Annotated in this window: 21 protein-coding genes and 1 riboswitch; of the genes, 15 read left to right on the top strand and 6 right to left on the bottom strand. The window is 62.6% G+C overall.

Annotated elements, in window-relative coordinates; translation table 11 throughout:
• The first annotated feature begins 281 nt into the window (after positions 1 to 281).
• The 5 genes from ilvC (at position 282) to leuB (ending at position 5,547) form a co-directional block, all read left to right on the top strand.
• A complete protein-coding gene (ilvC, locus tag JM946_RS13085) occupies positions 282 to 1,277 on the top strand; it encodes a ketol-acid reductoisomerase (protein ID WP_203167720.1) in 996 nt (331 codons plus the stop codon).
• 86 nt (positions 1,278 to 1,363) lie between these two features.
• Positions 1,364 to 2,323, top strand: coding sequence for a branched-chain amino acid transaminase (locus JM946_RS13090; protein ID WP_203167721.1), 960 nt, complete (start codon positions 1,364 to 1,366; stop codon positions 2,321 to 2,323).
• Between the two features lie 144 nt (positions 2,324 to 2,467).
• Positions 2,468 to 3,874, top strand: a complete 1,407-nt coding sequence (gene leuC / locus JM946_RS13095) for a 3-isopropylmalate dehydratase large subunit (RefSeq protein WP_203167722.1) — start codon at positions 2,468 to 2,470, stop codon at positions 3,872 to 3,874.
• A 10-nt stretch (positions 3,875 to 3,884) separates the two neighbouring features.
• On the top strand, positions 3,885 to 4,463 hold the full coding sequence (leuD, locus tag JM946_RS13100) for a 3-isopropylmalate dehydratase small subunit (protein WP_203167723.1): 579 nt from the start codon (positions 3,885 to 3,887) through the stop codon (positions 4,461 to 4,463).
• A 22-nt stretch (positions 4,464 to 4,485) separates the two neighbouring features.
• A complete protein-coding gene (gene leuB, locus JM946_RS13105) occupies positions 4,486 to 5,547 on the top strand; it encodes a 3-isopropylmalate dehydrogenase (protein ID WP_203167724.1) in 1,062 nt (353 codons plus the stop codon).
• A 532-nt stretch (positions 5,548 to 6,079) separates the two neighbouring features.
• Here the strand turns inward: leuB and JM946_RS13110 are convergent.
• From JM946_RS13110 to metX, 3 genes are read right to left on the bottom strand one after another with little or no spacing between them, the layout of a single operon-like run.
• A complete protein-coding gene (locus JM946_RS13110) occupies positions 6,080 to 7,045 on the bottom strand; it encodes an NAD(P)H-dependent flavin oxidoreductase (RefSeq protein ID WP_203167725.1) in 966 nt (321 codons plus the stop codon).
• A gap of 52 nt (positions 7,046 to 7,097) precedes the next feature.
• Positions 7,098 to 8,264 carry a cystathionine gamma-synthase gene (metB, locus tag JM946_RS13115; RefSeq protein WP_203167726.1) on the bottom strand — a complete coding sequence of 389 codons (1,167 nt, stop codon included), beginning with the start codon at positions 8,262 to 8,264 and terminating at the stop codon, positions 7,098 to 7,100.
• Positions 8,261 to 9,277, bottom strand: coding sequence for a homoserine O-succinyltransferase MetX (gene metX / locus JM946_RS13120; RefSeq protein ID WP_203167727.1), 1,017 nt, complete (start codon positions 9,275 to 9,277; stop codon positions 8,261 to 8,263). The genes metB and metX overlap by 4 nt, the downstream gene beginning before the upstream one ends.
• A 147-nt stretch (positions 9,278 to 9,424) precedes the next feature.
• Positions 9,425 to 9,565: riboswitch (SAM riboswitch) on the bottom strand.
• Between the two features lie 198 nt (positions 9,566 to 9,763).
• Between metX and JM946_RS13125 the strand changes: the two genes are divergently transcribed.
• The 9 genes from JM946_RS13125 to hisIE all read left to right on the top strand — a co-directional run bounded on the left by JM946_RS13125 (position 9,764) and on the right by hisIE (position 17,261).
• The gene (locus tag JM946_RS13125; protein ID WP_203167728.1) at positions 9,764 to 10,111 is read left to right on the top strand and encodes a YerC/YecD family TrpR-related protein; all 348 of its coding nucleotides are present in this window, start codon (positions 9,764 to 9,766) and stop codon (positions 10,109 to 10,111) included.
• A complete protein-coding gene (gene hisG, locus JM946_RS13130; protein ID WP_407700544.1) occupies positions 10,111 to 11,010 on the top strand; it encodes an ATP phosphoribosyltransferase in 900 nt (299 codons plus the stop codon). The genes JM946_RS13125 and hisG overlap by 1 nt, the downstream gene beginning before the upstream one ends.
• Before the next feature lie 76 nt (positions 11,011 to 11,086).
• Entirely contained in the window at positions 11,087 to 12,388 is a 1,302-nt protein-coding gene (gene hisD, locus JM946_RS13135) for a histidinol dehydrogenase (RefSeq protein WP_407700545.1), read from the top strand.
• Positions 12,385 to 13,461, top strand: coding sequence for a histidinol-phosphate transaminase (gene hisC / locus JM946_RS13140; RefSeq protein ID WP_203167731.1), 1,077 nt, complete (start codon positions 12,385 to 12,387; stop codon positions 13,459 to 13,461). Before hisD ends, hisC begins: the two co-directional genes overlap by 4 nt.
• A complete protein-coding gene (gene hisB, locus JM946_RS13145; protein WP_203167732.1) occupies positions 13,458 to 14,534 on the top strand; it encodes a bifunctional histidinol-phosphatase/imidazoleglycerol-phosphate dehydratase HisB in 1,077 nt (358 codons plus the stop codon). Before hisC ends, hisB begins: the two co-directional genes overlap by 4 nt.
• Positions 14,534 to 15,139 (top strand): imidazole glycerol phosphate synthase subunit HisH, encoded by a 606-nt coding sequence (gene hisH, locus JM946_RS13150; protein ID WP_203167733.1) that lies wholly within the window; start codon positions 14,534 to 14,536, stop codon positions 15,137 to 15,139. Before hisB ends, hisH begins: the two co-directional genes overlap by 1 nt.
• A 6-nt stretch (positions 15,140 to 15,145) precedes the next feature.
• Positions 15,146 to 15,904, top strand: coding sequence for a 1-(5-phosphoribosyl)-5-[(5-phosphoribosylamino)methylideneamino]imidazole-4-carboxamide isomerase (hisA, locus tag JM946_RS13155; RefSeq protein ID WP_203167734.1), 759 nt, complete (start codon positions 15,146 to 15,148; stop codon positions 15,902 to 15,904).
• The gene (gene hisF, locus JM946_RS13160) at positions 15,868 to 16,635 is read left to right on the top strand and encodes an imidazole glycerol phosphate synthase subunit HisF (protein WP_203167911.1); all 768 of its coding nucleotides are present in this window, start codon (positions 15,868 to 15,870) and stop codon (positions 16,633 to 16,635) included. The genes hisA and hisF overlap by 37 nt, the downstream gene beginning before the upstream one ends.
• A complete protein-coding gene (gene hisIE / locus JM946_RS13165) occupies positions 16,632 to 17,261 on the top strand; it encodes a bifunctional phosphoribosyl-AMP cyclohydrolase/phosphoribosyl-ATP diphosphatase HisIE (RefSeq protein ID WP_203167735.1) in 630 nt (209 codons plus the stop codon). The genes hisF and hisIE overlap by 4 nt, the downstream gene beginning before the upstream one ends.
• A gap of 407 nt (positions 17,262 to 17,668) precedes the next feature.
• Here hisIE and JM946_RS13170 read toward each other — a convergent pair whose 3' ends face one another.
• The 3 genes from JM946_RS13170 to JM946_RS13180 form a co-directional block, all read right to left on the bottom strand.
• Positions 17,669 to 17,986, bottom strand: a complete 318-nt coding sequence (locus tag JM946_RS13170) for a CcdB family protein (RefSeq protein ID WP_203167736.1) — start codon at positions 17,984 to 17,986, stop codon at positions 17,669 to 17,671.
• Positions 17,986 to 18,228, bottom strand: a complete 243-nt coding sequence (locus tag JM946_RS13175) for a type II toxin-antitoxin system CcdA family antitoxin (protein WP_203167737.1) — start codon at positions 18,226 to 18,228, stop codon at positions 17,986 to 17,988. Before JM946_RS13175 ends, JM946_RS13170 begins: the two co-directional genes overlap by 1 nt.
• 73 nt (positions 18,229 to 18,301) lie before the next feature.
• Positions 18,302 to 18,958, bottom strand: a complete 657-nt coding sequence (locus JM946_RS13180; protein WP_218042790.1) for an RHS repeat domain-containing protein — start codon at positions 18,956 to 18,958, stop codon at positions 18,302 to 18,304.
• Positions 18,959 to 20,552: 1,594 nt separating this feature from the next.
• Between JM946_RS13180 and JM946_RS13185 the strand changes: the two genes are divergently transcribed.
• The gene (locus JM946_RS13185) at positions 20,553 to 21,605 is read left to right on the top strand and encodes a glycosyltransferase family 4 protein (RefSeq protein ID WP_203167739.1); all 1,053 of its coding nucleotides are present in this window, start codon (positions 20,553 to 20,555) and stop codon (positions 21,603 to 21,605) included.
• The last annotated feature ends 5 nt before the right edge of the window (positions 21,606 to 21,610 follow it).

Below are 21,610 nucleotides of genomic sequence, written 5' to 3' on the forward strand. Positions count from 1 at the left end.
GTTTGTTAAGCCCCGTTGTTAGAAACCAGGTCATGCCTGCAGCCACGCTCGCTTCCGCCGAATCCCTCGGCCACACGATGATCGCCGCGATCATTGTAGTAGAGCGTGTAGTCGTCTCCGGCCTGCTGCGGCGGGCTGGGTGCGGGACCGGCGTCTGATCACCACAGGATAGAGATTCGCCATACGAACCCCGCACCGGCCAGCCCGAGGCGGGGTTCGTTCGTTTTTGTCACACTCGTTTTGTACACAAGCTCATCAAGCTTAAATTCGGAGAGAGCGAAATGCCGCAGATCTACTCGCAGAAGGACGTCAACAAGAAGGCGTTGGCCAACGCCCGCATTGCCATCCTCGGCTATGGCAGCCAGGGCCGCGCCCATGCGCTGAACCTGAAGGACAGCGGCTATGACGTCGTGGTCGGCGTGCGCAAGTCCGGCGCCAGCTTCGCCAAGGCGAAGAAGGACGGCTTGGAAGTCGCCGAGCCCACCGAGGCGGTGAAGAACGCCGATCTGATCGCCTTTCTCACCCCCGATCTGACGCAGAAAGATCTGTACGCTGAAGTCATCGGCAACATCAAACAGGGCGCGACCATCCTGTTCGCGCACGGCTTCAACATCCACTTCAAACAGATCAAGCCGCGCAAGGACCTGGACGTGGTGCTGATCGCGCCGAAGGGCCCGGGCGACCTGGTGCGTCGTCAGTATCAGCAGGGTCGCGGCGTGCCGTCGCTGCTGGCCGTGTTCCAGGGCGGCAAGAAAGCCAAGGAGATCGCCCTCGCCTACGCCGATGGCATCGGCGGCACTCGGGGCGGCGTGCTGACCACGACCTTCGCCGAGGAGACCGAGACCGACCTGTTCGGCGAGCAGGCGGTGTTGTGCGGTGGCGCGACCGAGCTGGTCGTGAAAGGCTTCGAGACGCTGGTGGAAGCCGGCTATCAGCCTGAAGTCGCCTACTACGAGTGCTTGCACGAGCTGAAGCTGATCGTCGATCTGCTGCACGAAGGCGGCATGACCAAGATGCATCAGTTCATCAGCGAGACCGCCAAGTACGGCGATCTCACCCGCGGCCCGCGCATCGTGAACAAGAACACCAAGAAGGAAATGAAGAAGGTGCTCAAGGAGATCCAGGACGGCAAGTTCGCCCGTCAGTGGATTGCGGAGAACAAGAGCGGCCGCAAGAAGTACAACAAGCTGATGAACGCGGATCTGAAGCACAAGATCGAAAAGGTCGGCCTGAAGCTGCGCGAGCGCATGCCCTGGTTGCAGGAAGAGCGCGCGTAATCTTTCTTCGAGCCACGCGAGTCGGCCCCGGGACGATCTTCCGGGGCCGATCGGGCGGCGGCGGAATCATCGAACAGGAGCCTCACATGCCCATCAATGCCGCGAAACATATCTGGTACAACGGCAAGCTCGTGCCCTGGGACAAAGCCCAAGTGCACGTACTGGCCCACGCGCTGCACTATGGCTCCACGGTATTCGAAGGCGAGCGCGCCTATCCGACGCCGCATGGCCCGATCATTTTTCGTTTGAAGGATCACACCCGGCGTCTGTTCGACTCCGCCAAGATCTATCACATGGAGATTCCTTACACGCCGGATGAAATCAGCGCCGCGTGCAAGGAGATCATCAATGTCAACGGCCTCACCAAGGGCGCCTATCTGCGGCCCTTCGCGTTCCGTGGCTATGGCGAGATCGGCGTTGCGCCGAAGATTTCTCCGCCCATCGAAACGGTGATCGCCGCGTTCGAATGGGGCGCGTACCTGGGCGCCGAGGGCCTGGAGAACGGCATCGATGTGATGGTGTCTTCGTGGCAACGCCTCGCACCCAACACCATCCCTGCGATGGGCAAGGCCGCGGGCAATTATCTGTCGAGCCAGCTCATCAGCATGGAAGCCAAGCGGCTCGGCTTTGCCGAAGGCATTGGCCTGGGGGTAGACGGTTCGGTCAGCGAGGGCGCCGGCGAGAATCTGTTCGTGATTCGCGACGGCGTGATCTATACGCCGGGCCTGGCGAATTCGATTCTCCAGGGCATCACACGCGACACGGTCATCACCCTCGCCCGTGCTCACGGCTTCGAGGTGCGTGAGCAGGCGATTCCGCGGGAATTCCTGTACCTCGCCGATGAAATGTTCATGACCGGCACCGCAGCGGAAGTCACGCCGGTGCGCTCGGTGGACAAGGTCACCATCGGCGCCGGCAAGCGCGGGCCGATTACTGAGGCCATTCAGACGGCGTTCTTCGGATTGTTCACGGGCAAGACCGCGGACAAGTGGGGCTGGCTCGAGCCCTGCGAGGACGGCGGCGCGAAGCAGGTTGCGACGGGCTGAGCGCCCGGCTTGTGATCGAACGGGGGCGCCGCTGCAAGGGCGGCGCTCCATCTCTTCCGACGATGCCCCCTTCGGCAATCGTCAACCCGGCAAATCGACCGCCCTGGCATCCTTTGGAGCCTCGCCAGCCACTGGTCTAGCTCCATGTCCGCCAAGACCCTGTTCGAAAAAGTCTGGGAACAGCACCAGGTCGTGCCGGAAAGCGCCGACACGCCGGCGGTGCTTTATATCGATCTGCATCTGGTTCACGAAGTCACTTCTCCGCAGGCCTTCTCCGTTCTGCGTTCGCAGAACCTCAAAGTCCGGCGCCCCGAGCGGGTGCTCGCGACCATGGATCACTCGACGCCGACCGATCCCGATGAAGTCTTCGGTCGCGTGCCGATCAAGGTCGAGTCCGCCGCCCGACAGGTGAAAGAGTTCGAGAAGAACTGCAAGGAGTTCGGCATCGAGCTCATGGGCCTGGGCAGCGAATATCGCGGCATCGTGCACGTGATCGGGCCTGAGCTTGGTGCGACGCAGCCGGGCAAGACCATCGTCTGCGGCGACAGCCACACCGCAACGCACGGCGCGTTCGGCGCCCTCGCCTTCGGCATCGGCACCACCGAAGTCGGTCACGTGCTCGCGACCCAATGTTTGCTCCAGCGTCGGCCTAAAACGCTTGCTATCGAAGTCACTGGCAAGCTGCGTCCTGGCGTCACGGCGAAGGATTTGATTCTCGCCATCATCGGTGAGATCGGCGTGTCCGGCGGCACCGGCTACGTGATCGAATATCGCGGCTCCGCGATCGAAGCGCTCTCGATGGAAGAGCGCATGACTGTGTGCAACATGTCCATCGAGGCCGGTGCGCGCGCCGGCATGATCGCACCGGACGAAACTACCTTCGCGTACCTCAGAGGCCGTCGCTTCGCTCCACAGGGCAAAGCATGGGACGAAGCCGTCGCGCGTTGGCGCGAGTTGAAGACCGATCCGGGCGCGAAGTTCGATCGCGTCGTCACCATCGACGCCGACAAGCTCGAGCCCATGATCAGCTACGGCACGCATCCCGGCATGGTCGTGCCGATCACCGGCACCGTGCCGGACATCGCCAACGATCCGGTGCACGCCAAAGCGCTCAACTACATGGGCCTGCAGGGTGGCGAGGCGATGGTCGGCAAGCCCATCCAGGTGGTGTTCATTGGCAGCTGCACCAACGGTCGTCTGTCGGATCTCGAGCTCGCCGCTGGCGTGCTCAAGGGCCACAAGGTGGCAGGCGGCGTCCGCATGCTCGTCGTGCCGGGCTCGCAACAGGTCAAGCGCGAGGCCGAGCGGCTTGGTCTCGATAAGATCTTCACCGAAGCGGGCGCCGAGTGGCGCGAGTCCGGATGTTCCATGTGCATCGGCATGAATGGCGACACCGCGGGCCGTGGCCAGTATGCGGTGAGCACCAGCAATCGCAATTTCGAAGGCCGCCAGGGCGCGGGTGCTCGCACGTTGCTCGCAAGCCCTGCGACCGCCGCAGCCGCCGCGATCGCTGGCAAGATCGCCGATCCCCGCGCCTTCCTTCCTCATTGAGTGCCCGACCATGCAACCCATCCGCACGATCGAGTCTCGCACCGTCGTCATTCCGGTGACGAACATCGACACCGACCAGATCATTCCCGCCCGTTTTCTCACGACCACCACGCGTGAAGGTCTGGGCAAGCAGGCGTTCGCCGACTGGCGCTACGACGCCAACGGCGCGGTGAAGAGCGATTTCATTTTGAACAAGCCGGAAGTCACAGGGGCCACCGTGCTGGTGGCCGGCCGCAACTTCGGCTGCGGCTCATCGCGCGAGCATGCGCCCTGGGCCCTGCTCGACTTCGGCTTTCGCGCCGTCATCAGCACCGAGATCGCAGACATCTTCCGCAACAACTCGTTGAAGAACGGCCTGCTGCCCATCGTCGTCGATGAGCAGACGCACCACTGGCTGCTGGACAATCCCGGCGCTCGGGTGAACATCGACCTGGAAACGACCACGCTGACGTTGCCTACCGGCGCCACGGCCAAGTTTCCGATCGAAGGCTTCGCACGCGTGTGTCTGTTGAACGGCGTCGATGAGCTCGGCTTCCTGCTGCAACAAGCGCCGGCCATCGAGCGTTACGAAGCGGCTCGCATGTTCTGATCATCCATTACTTATAATCCTCATGAAAGCAAGCATCGTGGTTCTGGGCGGCGACGGCATCGGTCCCGAAGTCACCCAACAGGGCGTGCGCGTGCTGGAAGCCGTTGCCAGCCGTTTCGGACACGAATTCAAGTTTGAATCGCACCTGATCGGCGGCGCGGCGATCGACGAGACGCAGAGCGCTCTGCCCGCTCAAACCACCTCTGCGTGCGGCACGGCCGACGCGGTGCTGCTCGGCGCGGTCGGCGGTCCGAAATGGTCCGATCCGAATGCCAAGGTTCGCCCCGAGCAAGGGCTGCTGGCGCTACGCAAAGCGCTCGGTTTGTTCGCGAACCTGCGTCCGGTGTCGCTGCATGCTGAACTGCTCGATGCTTCTCCGTTGAAACCCGAAGTGCTCCAGGGCACCGACATCGTGGTGGTGCGCGAGCTGACCGGCGGCATCTACTTCGGTGAGAAGAAACGCACCGAAGATTCGGCGAGCGATCTGTGCACTTACACCGTGGAAGAGATCGCCCGCGTGACGCGTGTAGCGGGCAACCTCGCCCGCGCCCGCCGAAAATCCATCACGTCGGTGGACAAAGCGAACGTGTTGGAAACATCGCGTCTGTGGCGCAGCACGGTGGAGAAGGTGCTGAGCGAAGAATTTCCCGACGTGAAGCTCGAACATCAGCTGGTCGACTCGGCCGCCATGCTGCTGATCCGCAAGCCCGCAAGCTTCGATGTGATCCTCACCGAAAATATGTTTGGTGACATTCTCACTGACGAAGCTTCCATGCTCGCAGGCTCGCTCGGGCTGCTGCCCTCCGCTTCCCTTGGCGCGACCAAGCTCGGTTTATATGAGCCGATCCACGGCTCGGCGCCTGACATTGCCGGCAAAGGCATCGCCAATCCCTACGGCACCATCCTGAGTGTCGCGATGCTGTTGAGGCACTCGCTCGAACTGAACGAAGAGGCGCAGACGGTCGAAAAGGCGGTCCAGCAGGCCATCGCCGAGGGGGTTCGGACGGCCGATATCGCCGCCAGCGGCAAGCCTGCAAGCACCGCCGAAGCGGGCGATGCGGTCCTGGCCAAGATCCTGGGCTGATTCGGTAAGTCTCTGATTTTATTGGTTCGATAAAGAATTTATCCGACCGCAGAATAATCTTGACCACAATCCGGCCGAACCGGTTATGATCTGTCCCAAGCGTCGGATTCGATCTCTTCCGGCGCTTCCGCCTTCGGGCAAATCTCCATGTCTCGACCGCTACGGTCGAGGTGTCTTTGGTGGAAACGGGACTCGTGTCGGGTTAGTCCCCAAGGTCGGCGTCGGCTCAAACCGGCGCCGCCACGACAGCAAGTCTTAAGTTGCCACATCCCAGGCCGGCCTTGCGCCGGCCTGTTTTTGTCTGCAGCTTTTCGCCCGGCCCTCCTGTCGCCACCCACGCCGGGCTTGAGCGTAATTCTTGTACATCTTCGCCCCAGGCCGGCCGCGCATCTGCGGGCATTCACTGCGCTGCGGCAGGTGCTAGGTAGACCCATTCCAAGGGACCGCTGGACTGGCGAACGGCGGTGGACCAGGGACCGTCCGGGGTGCTGCCGATTTTGCCTAATCAAGGTCGATCCGGGGGACGGGTGCTTCAGCCCACCAGTTCGACCGCCGCCCGCAGGTGCGCCCGGCAGTCGGCGACCATGCGCTCGATGAGCTCGGCGCAGCTGGGCACATCCTCGATCAGGCCGATGACCATGCCGGCGCTGACGATGCCGCCATCGACGTTTCCTTCCTTGAGCGCCTGCCTGCCGCGGGCGCCTGCGACGAGTGGCCGCACCTCTTCGAACTTCGCGCCCTTGCGCTCCATCGACACCACTTCGTCGGAGATGGCGTTCTTGAACACGCGCGCCGTGTTGTGCATGGTCCGGAAGATCAGATTCGTATCGCGTTCGCCGGCATTGATGAGCGCTTGTTTGATGTTGTCGTGAATGGGCGCTTCCTTGGTGGTCATGAAGCGCGTGCCCATGTTGATGCCGTGGGCGCCGAGTGCGAACGCGGCGGCCATGCCGCGACCGTCACCGATGCCGCCAGAGGCGATCACTGGGATCTTGAGCGCGCGGACTGCTGCAGGAATCAATATCAGATTCGGAATGTCATCCTCGCCCGGGTGACCTGCGCATTCGAAACCATCGATGCTCACGGCGTCCACGCCGGCGCGCTCTGCAGAAAGCGCATGCCGCACCGAGGTGCATTTGTGGACGACCTTGATGCCGCGCTCCTTCACCCTGCCGATGAAATCCCTGGGGTTGTTGCCGGCGGTTTCGAGAATCTTCACGCCACTCTCGATGATCGCCTGCAGATACTCGGCGTACGGCGGTGGCGTGATCGCCGGCAGAATCGTGAGATTCACGCCGAACGGCTGATCGGTCATGGTCCGGCAGCGCTCGATCTCCTTGCGCAGATCCTCGGGCGTGGGCTGTGTGAGCGCCGTGAGAATGCCCAGCGCGCCGGCGTTGGAGACCGCGGAGGCAAGCTCGGCCGTGCCGACCCACTGCATGCCGCCCTGAATGATCGGATAACGCGTGCCGAGCAGCTCGGTGACTCTGGTTCTCATGCGGTCGTTGGCCCTTCCGACAGAAAGGGCCAAGAGTACCGAGGTCGGATGTTTATTTCACGGCGAGCGCGCGATCCAAACCGGCACGCACATCTTCCAGCAGATCCTCGATCGCTTCGATGCCGATCGACAGTCGCAGCAGCGTCTCACCGATACCGGCGGCGCGCTGCGCTTCGGCATCCATCGCGGCGTGTGTCATCGAGGCCGGATGTGCGACCAGACTTTCGACGCCGCCCAACGATTCCGCCAGGGAGAATGTTCGCAGTCCTTCCAGGAACGCACAGACGTTCGGAATCCCGCCACGCAGTTCAAAGCTCACCATCGCGCCGAAACCCGATTGCTGTCGCTTCGCCAGCTCGTGCTGAGGATGCGATGGCAGGCCCGGGTAGTACACCTTCTTCACCGCGGGGTGATCGTTCAGAACCTGCGCGATCTGAAGCGCATTATCGCCGTGCACGCGCAGGCGAGCATGCAGGGTGCGGATGCCTCGCAATGTCATGAAGCTATCAAAGGGTGCGCCGGTGACGCCGATGCAGTTCGCCCACCACACGATGCGCTCGTGCAGTTCGCGCGTTGCGGACACGATCGCTCCGCCCACCACATCGCTGTGGCCGTTGAGATATTTGGTGGTCGAATGCAGGACGAAGTCCGCGCCGAGCGACAGCGGCTGCTGCCACACAGGCGATAAGAACGTGTTGTCTGCGAGCAGCCAGGCGCCCACGGCATGCGCCTTGTCGGCGAGCTTCTGAATGTCCACCACGCGAAGCAACGGATTGCTCGGTGTCTCCACCCACACGAGCTTCGGCTTGCGCGCAAGCGCTGCGGACACCGCGGCTTCATCGGTCTGATCGATGAACTCCACGCGCAACTGACCGCGGCGCGCAAGGTTGCTGAACAATCGATAGCTGCCGCCGTAACAATCATGCGGAGCAATCAGCAGATCATCATGCGACAGCAGCTGACATGCCAGGTGAACCGCCGCCATGCCGGAGGCGGTGACTACTGCGCCTGCCCCGCCCTCGAGCGAAGCGATCGCCTCGCCCAAGGCATCGCGCGTCGGATTGCCGGAGCGCGTGTAATCGTAGGCGCGCTTCTCGCCAAAGCACTTGAAAGAGAACGTCGATGTGAGATGCAGCGGAGGCACCACCGCGCCGTGCTGGGGATCCGAATCGAGCGCGGCACGGACTGCGCGAGTCGCTGCCGAAGGGCGCCAGGTCATTTGACATCTCCAGCAGGCGATAGCGCGCGAGTGAACACTTCGCGCAAGGCTTGTGTCTCTTTCAGGAACGCATCGTGGCCGTAGAGCGAGGTGAGCTCGGCCAGGTGCGCCGGGCCACCGAGCGAGCGCTTGAGGGCGCGCATATCTGACAGCGGCACCAGCTGATCCTCCGCTACCGCGACGAGCCAGGTCGGCACACGGATCCTGGCCGGATCGACCTGATGCAGATCGATGGACTCCGACAGGCACACGAACGCTTCGGGGATGTAAGCCGCGGCATAAGCATCGCCCCGCGAGAGCAGATAAGACTCGACCGGGAACTGAAAGCGCCCGTCGACCCGCGTCGCGCGGCCTGCGAAACGCTGCTCGAATTCAGCGGGGCTGCGATAGGTCGCCATCGCGAGCGCACGCGCGAGACGCAAGCCTTCCGCGCCCTGCCCGCTCTGAGTTGCGAATCGAACGACTGCACGTTGCACGCTGCGCCAGGCGGTCGCCATGGGATGCGGCCGATGCGCCGCGCTGATGACGACGATGCGCTTGGCGAGCTCCGGCCAACGCTCGGCGAACGCGAGCGCGACCATGCCGCCATAGGACGCGCCGACGATGGCTTCCAACGGCGGAAGTTTCAGGTGCGCGATCACGCGTCGGAGAATCTCGGCCTGATCCTGGGAGGCGATCGACGGGAAATCACTCTGTCCGGCACGCGGGCCGGTGGTGCCGCCGCTGCCGCCCAGGAAGTCGATGCCGAGTACGCGGTAACCCGTCGTGTCGAGCGCTCGGCCGGGACCGACGATGTCACTCCACCAGCCTTTCTCATCGCCCGCATCGACCACGCTGCGCCCGGCAGAAATACCGCCGAGCGCCGCGATGACGGGCGCGTCCGGATCTCCGACCAGTCGCCATGCGACTCGAACGGACTCCAGGCGGCCGCCAAAGTGCAGCGACAAGCCTTCTTCAAGCTCCAGCACGCCCTCGTGGACAGCCACGCGAGTGGGCTCGGGCACAGCATTCATGAATTGAACACTCCGTATCGGCACCAGCACCGCGGCCGACGGCCGGGGCTGGACAGGTTTCGCGCATCGCAGAAACCCCACGGAGGTCCGTAGAGGCAGGTCGCCGTGACCGACCGCTCAAGGCCGAGCCTTGGGCAGCTTCACAGCAACTCATCTGTCGGGTGTGTCAGCCGGGCGTGCACATGGCACGCGGCTTTTCCCGCAGGAGTTGGCACCTTTTCGAGGTGGTTAATCTCGACGGTTGCCCCGGCTTCAAAGGGCCTGACCCTCAGCCGGTCTCGATGAGCATGCCAAAGTCTAGGGTCGCGGCCAGATCCGGTCAAGAAAAGCCTTGCGCGGAGCGTGAACGCGGCATGAAAAATCGCTGCGATTTCTTCGCCTTGGCTGCTCCTGCCCCAAGGTCGGGTTGCCGAAACCTGCGCTAATGTATTAACGTGCTAATACGCTGATACACCACACCTGCAGCAGAACCAGCCACGGGATCCCATGAAAGAGCATCGGGCATTGACGCCGCGCCAGGAGGCGTTGGCGGAACGGGCGCTGTTCGGCGCCATCCTGACGTTACGCAGCGTGGAAGAATGCCGCGCGTTCTTCCGCGACCTGTGCACGCCGGCCGAGTTGCAGGCGCTGGCGGATCGCTGGGCCGTGGTCGCCCTGCTGCAGCAGGGAGTGCCCTATCGGGAAATACACAAGCAGACCGGCGTCAGTGTGACCACCATCGGTCGCGTGGCCCGCTATCTGCTCAATGGCAATGGCGGCTACACGCTGGCCGCCGAACGAATGAAAGGCTCTTCCGATTCCCGTTCACCTGATACAGGGCGCGCCCGACCATGATCGACAAAGCTACCCGCCTCAAAGTAGCCCTGCAGAAGTCCGGGCGCCTCACCGAAAACTCGCTGGACCTGATGGTCCGCTGCGGTCTGAAGTACAGCCGCGGCAAGGACCAGCTGATGTGCTACGGCGAGAACATGCCGCTCGACCTGCTGTTCGTGCGCGATGACGACATTCCGGATCTGGTGCAGCAGGATGTTTGCGATCTGGGCATCGTCGGCCTGAATGTGATCGAAGAGAAGCGCCTCGCCTTCCAGGCCAAGGGCGTGCAGCCGCTGTTCGAGCAATTGATGATGCTCGACTACGGCAGGTGTCGCCTGTCGATCGCCGTGCCCGATGGCGTCGAATACAAGGACGCCCGCTCGCTGCACGGCAAGCGCATCGCAACCACGTATCCAAACATCCTCGCGCGCTATCTTCGTCAGCGCGATGTGCAGGCGGAGATCGTGACTTTGTCTGGCGCAGTGGAGATCGCGCCCCGGCTCGGTCGCGCTGACTTCATTTGTGATCTCGTGTCGACCGGCTCGACGCTGCTCGCGAACCATTTGTGGGAGGCCGAGACCATCCTGGAAAGCCAGGCGGCGATCATCTCCACGCCGGTGCCGGTGTCGGCGGAGAAGCAGGACTGGATCCGCCGCATCCGGCTGCGCATCGACGGCGTGCAGCAGGTGAAGGAAAGCAAATACATCATGCTGCACGCGCCGCGCTCCAAGCTTGCTGACATTCGCAAGCTCCTGCCGGGCAGCGAGTCGCCCACCATCGTGCCGCTCGATGGCACTGGCGATAAAGTCGCGGTGCATGCGGTGTGTCGTGAGAACGTCTTCTGGGAGACGCTCGAGAGCCTGCAATCCGCCGGCGCGAGCGCCATCCTGGTGTTGCCCGTCGAGAAGATGCTGGCGTGACGTTCTTCTCAGCAAATTCTCTTGGCGGGCCGCAGACCCGCCGGATCATCGAAAGAGGTCGATTGTGACTCTCGCGTTGCTTGATTGGTCGGCTCTCTCCGCGGATCAACGGCAGGCTGCTTTGCGGCGGCCGGCGCAGGCGGATGCCGAGGGCTTGCATCGACGCGTCAGCGAGATCATCAAGGATGTCCGCAGTCGCGGCGATCAGGCGGTGCTCGAGCTCACCGAGCGCTTCGACGGTGTGAAGCTCCCTTCCCTGGAAGTGAGCGCCGCTGAATTCGCCGCCGCTGAAACCGCATTGAGCACCGAGCAGCGCGCGGCGCTCGAGCGCGCCATCGCCAACGTAAGACGCTTCCATGAAGCGCAGCTCGGCAGCACGCTGCGAGTAGAAACATCGCCCGGCGTGGTCTGCGAGCGCCACTTCCGCGCAATTGATGCCGTCGGCTTGTATGTTCCCGCGGGCGTCGCTCCCCTGCCCTCCGCGGCCATCATGTCTGCCGTGCCCGCAAGCATCGCCGGCTGTCCCACTCGAATCATGTGCACGCCACCGCGCAAAGACGGCACCGCCGATCCTGCGGTGCTCGTAGTCGCGAAGCTGTGCGGCGTCGATCGCGTGTTCAAGGCCGGTGGCGCACAAGCGATCGCCGCGATGGCCTATGGCACGCAGAGCGTTCCGAAGGTCGATAAAGTATTCGGTCCCGGCAGTGCTTGGGTTACGGCTGCGAAGATTCTTGCTGCGAATGATCCAGAAGGCGCGGCCCTCGATCTGCCGGCCGGTCCCTCTGAAGTGCTGGTGATCGCCGATGAGCGTGCGAACGCCGAATTCGTCGCCGCTGACCTTCTGGCGCAAGCCGAGCACAGCGCCGATGCGCAAGCGATTCTTGTCACAACTTCCCGTGCGCTCGCCGAGGCCGCTATCGAGCAGCTCGAAGCGCAGATGCGAAGGCTCGGACGCGAAAGCACGTTGCGAGAGTCCATCGATCACGCCCGATTGTTTCTGGTCGACTCGTTGCCCTGCGCCTTCGAGCTGAGCAACGCCTATGCGCCGGAGCATCTGATCGTGCAAGTAGGCAATGCGCGCGATTGGCTGCCAAGCATCCGTAATGCCGGCTCCGTGTTCCTCGGCGCCTGGACGCCCGAAACCATGGGCGATTACTGCAGCGGCACCAACCATGTGCTGCCCACCTACGGCTTCGCCCGGGCCTACAGTGGCCTGTCGCTGGTCGACTTCCAGAAACGGATGACGGTGCAGGAGCTCACGGCCGAGGGTCTGCGCGATCTCGGTCCGACCGCCGTCACCATCGCGGGCCTCGAAGGCCTCGATGCGCACGCCAATGCAGTGCAAGTGCGCCTGCGCCAACTCTCGAATCCCTCATGAACCCCATTCTCAAACTGGCCCGGCCCGACATCCTGTCGCTGCAACCTTATCAGCACGCGGCGTGGGAGCCGACGCTCGAGCGCATGCACGCCAACGAAATGCCCTGGCGCGCGGATGGAGATCGCTCGGGCGCCGGGCTCAATCGTTATCCGGAACCGCAGCCCGATGCGCTCATCGAGCATCTGGCGAAGTTGTATGGGGTCGCGGCGAAGAATGTGATCGCTGGACGCGGCAGTGACGAAGGCATCGATCTGCTGGTGCGCGCCTTCTGTCGCGCGGGCGTCGATGACGTGCTGATCTGCCCGCCTACCTTTGGCATGTACAAAGTGTCGGCTCGCATTCAAGGCGCAGGCGTTATCGAAGTGCCCCTCATCAAAGAGCGCGGCTTTGCGCTGGACACCGAGTCGGTGCTCGCCGCCTGGCGCGAGACCGTCAAGCTCGTGTTCGTCTGCACGCCCAACAACCCCACGGGCAATCTGCTCGATCGCGCATCTGTTGAACGGCTTTGCAAAGAACTGAGCGACAAGGCGCTCGTCGTGGTGGATGAGGCTTATATCGAATTCGCTGGCGTCCCCAGCATGGCAGCGCAGCTCGAGCGCTTTCCCAATCTCGTCATTCTGCGCACACTTTCCAAAGCGTATGCGCTGGCCGGCGCTCGCTGCGGCGCTCTGATCGCACACGAGGACATCGTGAGTCTCCTGGCGCGTGTCATCACGCCTTACGCGCTGCCGACGCACACGATCGATGCGGTGCTCGAGTTCACCAACGACGCGCACGTCGCCGAGTCGAAGCAGCGTATCGACCTGATCCTGTGTGAGCGCGCCCGGCTCATCGAGCGCCTCGCGCCTCTGCCATTGATCAAGAAGGTGTGGTCGAGCGACGCCAACTTCATTCTCGTAGATTGCAACGATGCGGACGCGGTGCTGCGCGCGGCGCTCGCTGCCGGCTTGATCATTCGTGATCCTCGTTCACAGCTCGGCCTTGGCGACAGTCTGCGCATTTCCATCGGCACACCGGAACAGAACGATCGATTGGTGCGCGGTGTGGCTCGAGCTTCGGGAGTTGCGGCATGAGCGGCCAGCGCGTTTTGTTCATCGATCGCGACGGCACGATCATCGTCGAGCCGGCGGACAAGCAGATCGACAGCTTGCAGAAGTTGCGCCTGGTCCCCGATGTGATCGCCGGTCTGCAGCGGCTGCGCGATGCAGGCTATACGCTCGTCATGGTGAGCAATCAGGATGGCCTGGGCACCGAGAGCTTCCCCGAGCCCACCTTCCGCGAGCCGCACGAATTCCTGCGCGAGTTGCTGGCCTCGCAAGGAATTCGCTTCGCCGAAGAGTTCATCTGCCCGCACAAGCCTGCGGACAACTGTCACTGCCGCAAGCCCAAGACCGGGCTGCTCGATGATTACTTGCGCGAGCATCCCATCGATCGCGAGCACAGCTATGTCATCGGCGATCGTGAGACCGATCTGGAGCTTGCCCGCAATCTCGGCATCCAAGGCATACGCGTGCGCACCGAAGAAACACCGGGCGAGACGTGGCCCGAGATCGTGGCCCGCCTCACATCGCAGACTCGCGTTGCCTCGGTGGTCCGAAAAACCAAGGAAACCGACATCAAGGTCGAAGTGAATCTCGATCGCGAGTCACCGATCCACATCAGCACGGGCCTGGGTTTTTTCGATCACATGCTCGAGCAGATCGCCAAGCACGGCGGCTTCTCGCTGCAGCTCTCCTGCCAGGGCGACCTGCACATCGATGAGCATCACACGGTGGAGGATTGCGCGCTCGCGCTCGGGCAGGCGTTGAAGCAGGCGCTCGGCGACAAGCGCGGGATCCATCGCTATGGATTTCTGCTGCCGATGGATGAGGCGCTCGCGCAGGTGGCCATCGATCTCTCGGGCCGACCCTACTTCGTGTTCGAAGGCCAGTTCGGCCGCGATCAGGTCGGACAGTTGCCTACCGAGCTCGTGCCGCATTTCTTCCGCTCGCTGGCCGAAACGCTGGGCGCGGCCATCAATCTGAAGGTTCAGGGTGACAACACCCATCACATGATCGAAGCTTGTTTCAAAGGCGTCGGTCGCACATTGCGCCAGGCATTTCGGATCACCGACACCGAGCTGCCGAGCACCAAGGGCACGCTGTAATGCAACTCGTGATCATCGACAGTGGCGGCGCCAACATCGCATCGTTGCGCTATGCGATCGACCGCCTCGGCGTGGCCTCGGAGCTGACCACCGACCCGAACAAGGTCCGCGCAGCCTCGCACGTGATTCTGCCCGGCGTGGGCGCCGCGGCGGACTGCATGGGTCGGCTGGAGAAGATCCCCGGTCTGGTCGACACGATTCGCAAACTGCGTCAGCCGATGCTCGGCATCTGCGTCGGCATGCAGCTGCTCTTCGAATCGTCCGAAGAAGGCGAAGTGCCGTGTCTGGGGCTGCTGCCCGGCCGCGTGCGACGCTTCGCCGATCGCGACGATCTGCCCGTGCCGCACATGGGCTGGAATCAACTCGAGTTCGATGCGACCTCGCCGCTGCTCAGGGACATTCAGCCCGGCGATCACGTTTATTTCGTGCACAGCTATTCGGCGCCGGTCGGTCCGCTGACCCTGGCCACCGCCACCTACGGCGAGCAATTCTCCGCACTGGTTCAAAGCGGCAATGTGTTTGGCGCGCAGTTCCACCCGGAACGTTCGGCCCGCATCGGCTCGCTGCTGCTGCGTAACTTCCTGCAACTGCAACCGACTCACTGAGCATCCATGGAGCTGATTCCCGCCATCGATTTGAAAGACGGCCGCTGCGTGCGGCTGTTGAAGGGCGATTTCTCCGCCGAGACGGTGTATTCCAACGATCCGGCCGAGATTCTCGCGCGCTATCGCGGCTTTGGCGCCCGGCGCGTTCACGTCGTCGATCTCGACGGCGCGAAAGACGGCACGCAGGCGAATCGCGATGTGATCATGAAGTTCGCAAGCGATCCTTCCGTCAAGCTGCAGGTCGGCGGCGGGCTGCGCTCGCTCGATCGAGTGAAGGCATTGCTGGAGGCAGGCGTGGAGCGCGCTGTGATCGGCAGCGTCGCGATCAATTCGCCCGAGGTGGTTGTGTCGTGGCTTTCGGAAGTCGATCCGACGCGTGTCGTGCTGGCGCTCGATGTTCGTCTGGATGACTCGGGCCTGCCGATGCTCACGACCCACGGCTGGCAGCAAACCAGCGGTGTGTTGCTGTGGACGGCGGTCGAGCGCTTCGTGCGCGTCGGCTTGTCTCATGTGCTCTGCACGGATGTGGCGAGAGATGGCGCTCTCACCGGTCCGAACTTCGAGCTGTATGCCGAAGCGGTGCGTCGGTTTCCAGAGCTGCAGTGGCAGGCGTCGGGCGGTGTCGCTACCGCGCGCGATCTGATTGCCCTGCGCGATTGCGGCGTCGCTGCCGTGATCAGCGGCAAGGCGCTACTGGAAAACAAGATTTCTTCTCAGGAGTTGCGGCCATTCTTGCCAAACGCATCATCCCCTGTCTCGATGTAAGAGACGGGCAGGTCGTCAAGGGCGTGCGCTTCCGCGATCACGTGGTCGTGGGCGACATCCTGCAGCTCGCGACGCGCTATCGCGACGAGGGTGCGGACGAGCTGGTGTTCTACGACATCACCGCGAGCCCCGATGGGCGCACCGTGGATCGCAGCTGGATCAGCCGGATCGCGCGCATCCTGGATATTCCTTTTTGCGTGGCCGGCGGTATTCGCAGCGTCTCCGACGCGGAGGAAGTTCTTGGCGAAGGCGCCGAGAAAGTCTCCATCAACTCGCCTGCCCTTGCGGATCCGGAGCTGATCAGCCGGTTGAGCGCTCGCTTTGGCGCGCAATGCGTGGTCGTTGGCATCGACAGTCAAACTGTCGATGGCGAATATCAGGTGTATCAGTTCACCGGCGATCCCACGCGCACCCGTAACACCGCTCGCAAGACGCTCGATTGGGTGCGCGAGGTGCAGGAGCGCGGCGCGGGCGAGATCGTGCTCAACTGCATGGCGAGTGACGGCGTTCGTAAAGGTTATGACATCGCTCAACTGGCCGCCGTCCGTGCGCAGTGTCGCGTGCCCTTGATTGCCTCTGGCGGCGCTGGGGCCAAGGAACATTTCGCGAGCGTGTTCAATGAGGCGAGGGTCGATGGGGCGCTCGCGGCGAGTGTCTTCCACACCGGCGCGTTGCCGATTCCTGATTTGAAGAGTTACCTGCGAGAGTCTGCGATCGAGGTCCGACCATGAAACTCGATCAGATCGAATCGTTCGACTGGAACAAGGGCGACGGCCTGCTTCCCGCCGTGGTTCAAGAGGCGAGCACCGGCAAGGTGCTCATGCTCGGCTACATGAACCGGGAGTCGCTGCGCAAGACGCTTGGTGAGAAACGTGTGACCTTCTACAGCCGCAGCAAACAGCGACTCTGGACCAAAGGTGAGACCTCGGGTCACTTCCTGCACTTGGTCGATGCCGCCATCGATTGTGACAACGACACGCTTCTCATCACCGCGCGTCCCGATGGTCCCACGTGCCACAACGGCACCGACAGCTGCTTCGGCGATGCCATTGGCGCCACCGCCTCTCACCTCGCCTTCCTCTCTCGCCTGGAGACCGTCATCGAAAAGCGCGTCGCCGAGCGCCCCGAAGGCAGCTACACCGCCCGCCTCTGGGCCGAAGGCAAGACTCGGATGGCTCAGAAGGTCGGCGAAGAAGGCGTCGAGGTAGCGTTGGCCGCCGTCACGCAGGCAGATGACAAGCTCGTCGGCGAAGCCGCGGATTTGCTGTTTCATCTGACGCTGCTGCTGAAGAGTCGGCAGCTGTCGTTGGCTCACGTGGTGGCTGAGTTGGAGCGGCGGCACGCGGCTAAGAAGTAAGGTTTGCCGGGTTGCTCCCCGCTACGATGATTAGCGGCCTTAAGAGCCATTACAGCAACTCAGTCACAATCTTTTCATCTGATAGACCGCGATGCCACCAGTGCCTCTCAGGTTCTGGCTCCGCCCGCCTTCGCCGCTTATTGAAGTCATCGAGACTGCGTGCGAACAGTTTTCGTGGCGGATGACGTTTCTGCGGGAACGCCGAATGTAAAATAGCGTATCCAGCCATCGCGTCGTAACGCCAATCCGCAACATCGACTGCCATGAGCGTTCTCATAAGCCGGCGCTTCCGGATATCCCAACGACATCATTCCTGCGAGATAGAGCCGGCAGCTCTCGTGGGCTCCATCATTATTCCGAAGCGATTCCAGCCGCCGTTTCAGAAGTCGGCGGCGCTCGATAGCGCCCTACGCACCCGTAATCAGCAGATCGAGCGCAGAGACAATCACTGTTCGTTGCTCGGCCAGATCGCCAACCTCAACCCCCAGCTCCGATCGTGAAATACCCGCGAGCTGGGGCGTCATCAGCAGATAGCGTTCGCCATTGACTTCCATGGGTGGCGTCAGGCGAGTAATAGGCCGTTTCAGCAGGGTAGTCGCCTTCGTCAGCGGAATGACAACTCGCGTCTGGAGCCCATCGAGAAGCTCTGCCTGAACATCCAACAGCAGCGGATACGTCGCCCTACTTCGCGGATTCTTGTTCTTGTACACCCGGAACTGAGCCATCAGAAGCTCCGGCTGTCGTCAGAAAAGACTCCATGTTTCTCCACATGTTGGTTATAGGCGGCGATCGCTTCAAGGTTGTCGTCTCGCCATTGTTGCTGCTGCGCCTCCTGCAACTTCTCGATCAAAGCCTGTTCGAGGGTGGCAGACAGGTTGATCTTCGAGGCGCGTGCAGCTTCCAGCAACTCCCGGCGGATGCTGACGTTCGTGGCGGTTTTCGCCTGGGCACGGGTGGCGGGGGGCATGCTCGGCTCCAACTATGACAAGGCAGGGCCAACATTGTAATGTGGGTTGCTCATGCGCATCAATGGCCCACATTCATCTCCTGCCGGGCGACCACATGCGAGAAACGACGCTCCTCTCCGGAAACCGCGATGCACGCGTTGCCGGAAGAATCCAGCAAGGCGTTCCGCGGGAACCGACGGGGACGCATGCGTCGGCTTCGGCCGACTCCTTCAGCGCGCCGCCAACATTCATCTCACCCGTGGTGACGTAGTTGATTGCGATGTTGACGCCGACATCGAGCACGAACTTCGCCGCGAAGTTCAGGAGCTCCCCATCCGGGTCGACGTACTTGTAGGGGTTGTTGTTGACGTATGCGTAGCGGTTGAAGCTCACCGGGTTCGATTCGACGGACCCAACGGGATCGGGTGACATGAAGCGACCCAGGTGTGGGTCGTAGTAACGCGCGCCGAGGTTGGTAAGCCCCAGCACCGTATCGTGAGGCTTGCCCGTGTAGCCGAGTTTTTCGGTATCCGGAGTCTGATCGATCTGATCGCCGAATGGCGCGTACTCCTTGCGCCAGAGCAGCTCGCCGGACGGGTTGGATGCTGCGACAACCGAGCCGAGTCCGTCAGTGTGGTAGTACGTGGTCTCGCGCGCGGCCTCTGCGGGGGCTGCAAGGGTGATCAGCGCAACGACCGCGGACAGCGCAATTGCGACCGACTGCCAAAACATTTTGGACATGGCGCTCATTGTTGCCCCTCCGTGCCGAGATCCGCGTCCGTCGTAGGCTCGGTGACTGTAATCGTGACGGTCTGCGTCGCTTGCCGTCCGTTGCTGTCGCTGACGGACGCTGAGATGGCATGCGCACCCACTGCGAGCTCGCTGACACTGAGCGATGCGCCGGTTCCAAGATCGCCCATCAGGTCCGATGACCATTCGGCAAGATGCCCGTCGCACTGCCGTGGGAGCATTGGCATCGGCCGCTGGATGGTCGACGGTCCCCTATTTGATCAGCGCGACCGCCGTCACGGCAGGCGTGCTGATCCTCGCGCTTTCGCGATACTACCGATCAGCCGCAGCAAGCGATTCCGTGGCCGCCCGAACGCGAGGCCGGGGGTCTGCAGCGATGCAGGTATTGCCCTGGCGTTGATAGCCACGATCGCATCGCCACTCGTTTCCCGAATATGCGAGGTGGGCGTTCTCCGGCAGCTCGATCCTCTCGCACCCATCCCCTTCTCTTCGGAAGCCGCGCTCGCATTGCCAGCGCCGGCCGGATGAGTCCAGGAATGCGTTCTGCGGGACCACCACTGCAACGCATGCGTCGCCCTGCGCTCGATAGCCGCGCTTGCATTCCCACCCAGGGCCGAATGGCTCATAGGTTTCGTAGGCGTTCGCAGGCACTTGAACACGGCGACACTCACCACCGACCTCTCGATAGCCGGGATCACATTCCCACCCGCGCCCATACAGACGATAGGTGCGGTGTGCATTCGCAGGCGGTTGGATCGCTACGCAACCCTCGCCGCGACGCTCATATCCGGGGATGCATTCCCAACCGGGGTCGTCGGAGCGGAGACTCAGACGGGCATTCTGTGGAAGCTTCACTTCTACACAGGTGTCGTCCACGGCTCGATAGCCAGGCTCACAATCCCAACCGCGACCGTAGGGCAAATCGGTGAAGTATCCGTGCGCCGGCAGCTGGATGGGCACGCACTCATTGCCTTGCTGTCGGTACCCACGTTCGCATCTCCAACTGCTGCCGTACGTATCCAGATAGGCGTGAGCGGGCACCTGGATCTCGACACAGGCATCACCTTGCCGCACATAACCCCGATCGCACTCCCATCCGTCCCCGAACACCGAAGGATGCGCATGCGCCGGCATGGCGGCGCCGCGCGAAATCTCGACGCTTGCTGCCGCTGAGCGACTGCACCCGAGCATCAACAGGACCACAACCCCAAGATATGCGACGCACGTGCTGCGTAACATGTCACTCCTCTGATGCGTGTTCCAACCAGGATCGGTCGGCAACATAGAAACTCCCAGCGCAGATTCAAGGGGTGTCGTTTCGGAGGGAACGATCGAGCACCTATTGAAATTGTTTGGACCCGACCCCAAAAGCGCCGGCGCGTCGCCCGACGATGGGAGTTCGCTTGCCTTTGTGTAAATAGGTCATGGCAGATGCAGGCTGTGCCCTCGAGCCTCATATCAAAGAACCTGAACCGCTCGTCCCTGCCGAGCATGGGCGCAGGTCGAGCGCAGCCTGCCACCACCCCAGTACCCCACCGCGGGACCTCCCGCAATCGAGGTGACGCGCCAATCGCATGACAGAGGGACACCGCCAATGAAAATTGCACAAGTTGCTCCTTTGATCGAGAGCGTGCCGCCCCGCCTGTACGGCGGCACTGAACGCATCGTCTCCTATCTGACTGAGGAACTGATCCGACAGGGTCACGAGGTATCGCTGTTCGCAAGCGGCGACTCGCGCACCAGCGCGAGACTGATCGCGACCGTCCCGAAGGCCTTGCGACTCGATCCGAACGTCAGGGACTATCTTCCCTACACGGTGTTGCAGCTGGAGCAGCTACGTCAGTACGCGCACACATTCGACATCATTCATTTTCATGGCGACTACGTGCATCTGCCGGTGGCGCGCAGCCTTGGCATGAAGGGCATCGTCACGACCATGCACGGCCGATTGGACCTGCCGGACTATCAGACTTTGTTCGCCGAATTCGACGACGCGCCGCTGGTGTCTATCTCCGATCATCAACGCCTGCCACTACCCAGCGCCTGCTGGGTCGGCACTGTGTATCACGGCCTGCCGGCCGAGGTCTGCGCCTTCACCGAGCAACCACGAGGCGACTATGTGGCTTTCCTCGGCCGAATCTCGCCCGAGAAGCGACCGGATCGAGCCATCGAGATTGCCCGCCAGGCCGGAATGCGCATCAAGATCGCGGCGAAGGTGGATGACGCGGATCGCGCCTACTTCCACGAGCGCATCGAGCCGCTGCTGTCGCAACCGCATGTGGAGTTCATCGGTGAGATTGGCGAGCACCAGAAGTCGGAGTTTCTCGGAAACGCGGCCGCTTTGCTGTTTCCTATCGATTGGCCCGAGCCGTTCGGTTTGGTGATGATCGAAGCCATGTCGTGCGGCACGCCCTGCATCGCGTGGCGAGCAGGCTCGGTGCCGGAGATCATCGAGGAGGGCGTCACCGGTTACATCGTCGACTCGATCGATGCGGCGGCCGAACGGCTGCGGCATGTCGGGATGTTGAAACGCAGCACGGTGCGCGAAAAATTCGAGCAGCGGTTTTCGGCCGCGCGAATGGCCGCCGATTACGTGCAGATCTATCGCCGCCTGCTGGCGTCCCAGCCGAACCGGATCGCTGCCTGATGGTG

Source organism: Steroidobacter gossypii, assembly GCF_016801985.1.
GTDB lineage: Bacteria > Pseudomonadota > Gammaproteobacteria > Steroidobacterales > Steroidobacteraceae > Steroidobacter > Steroidobacter gossypii.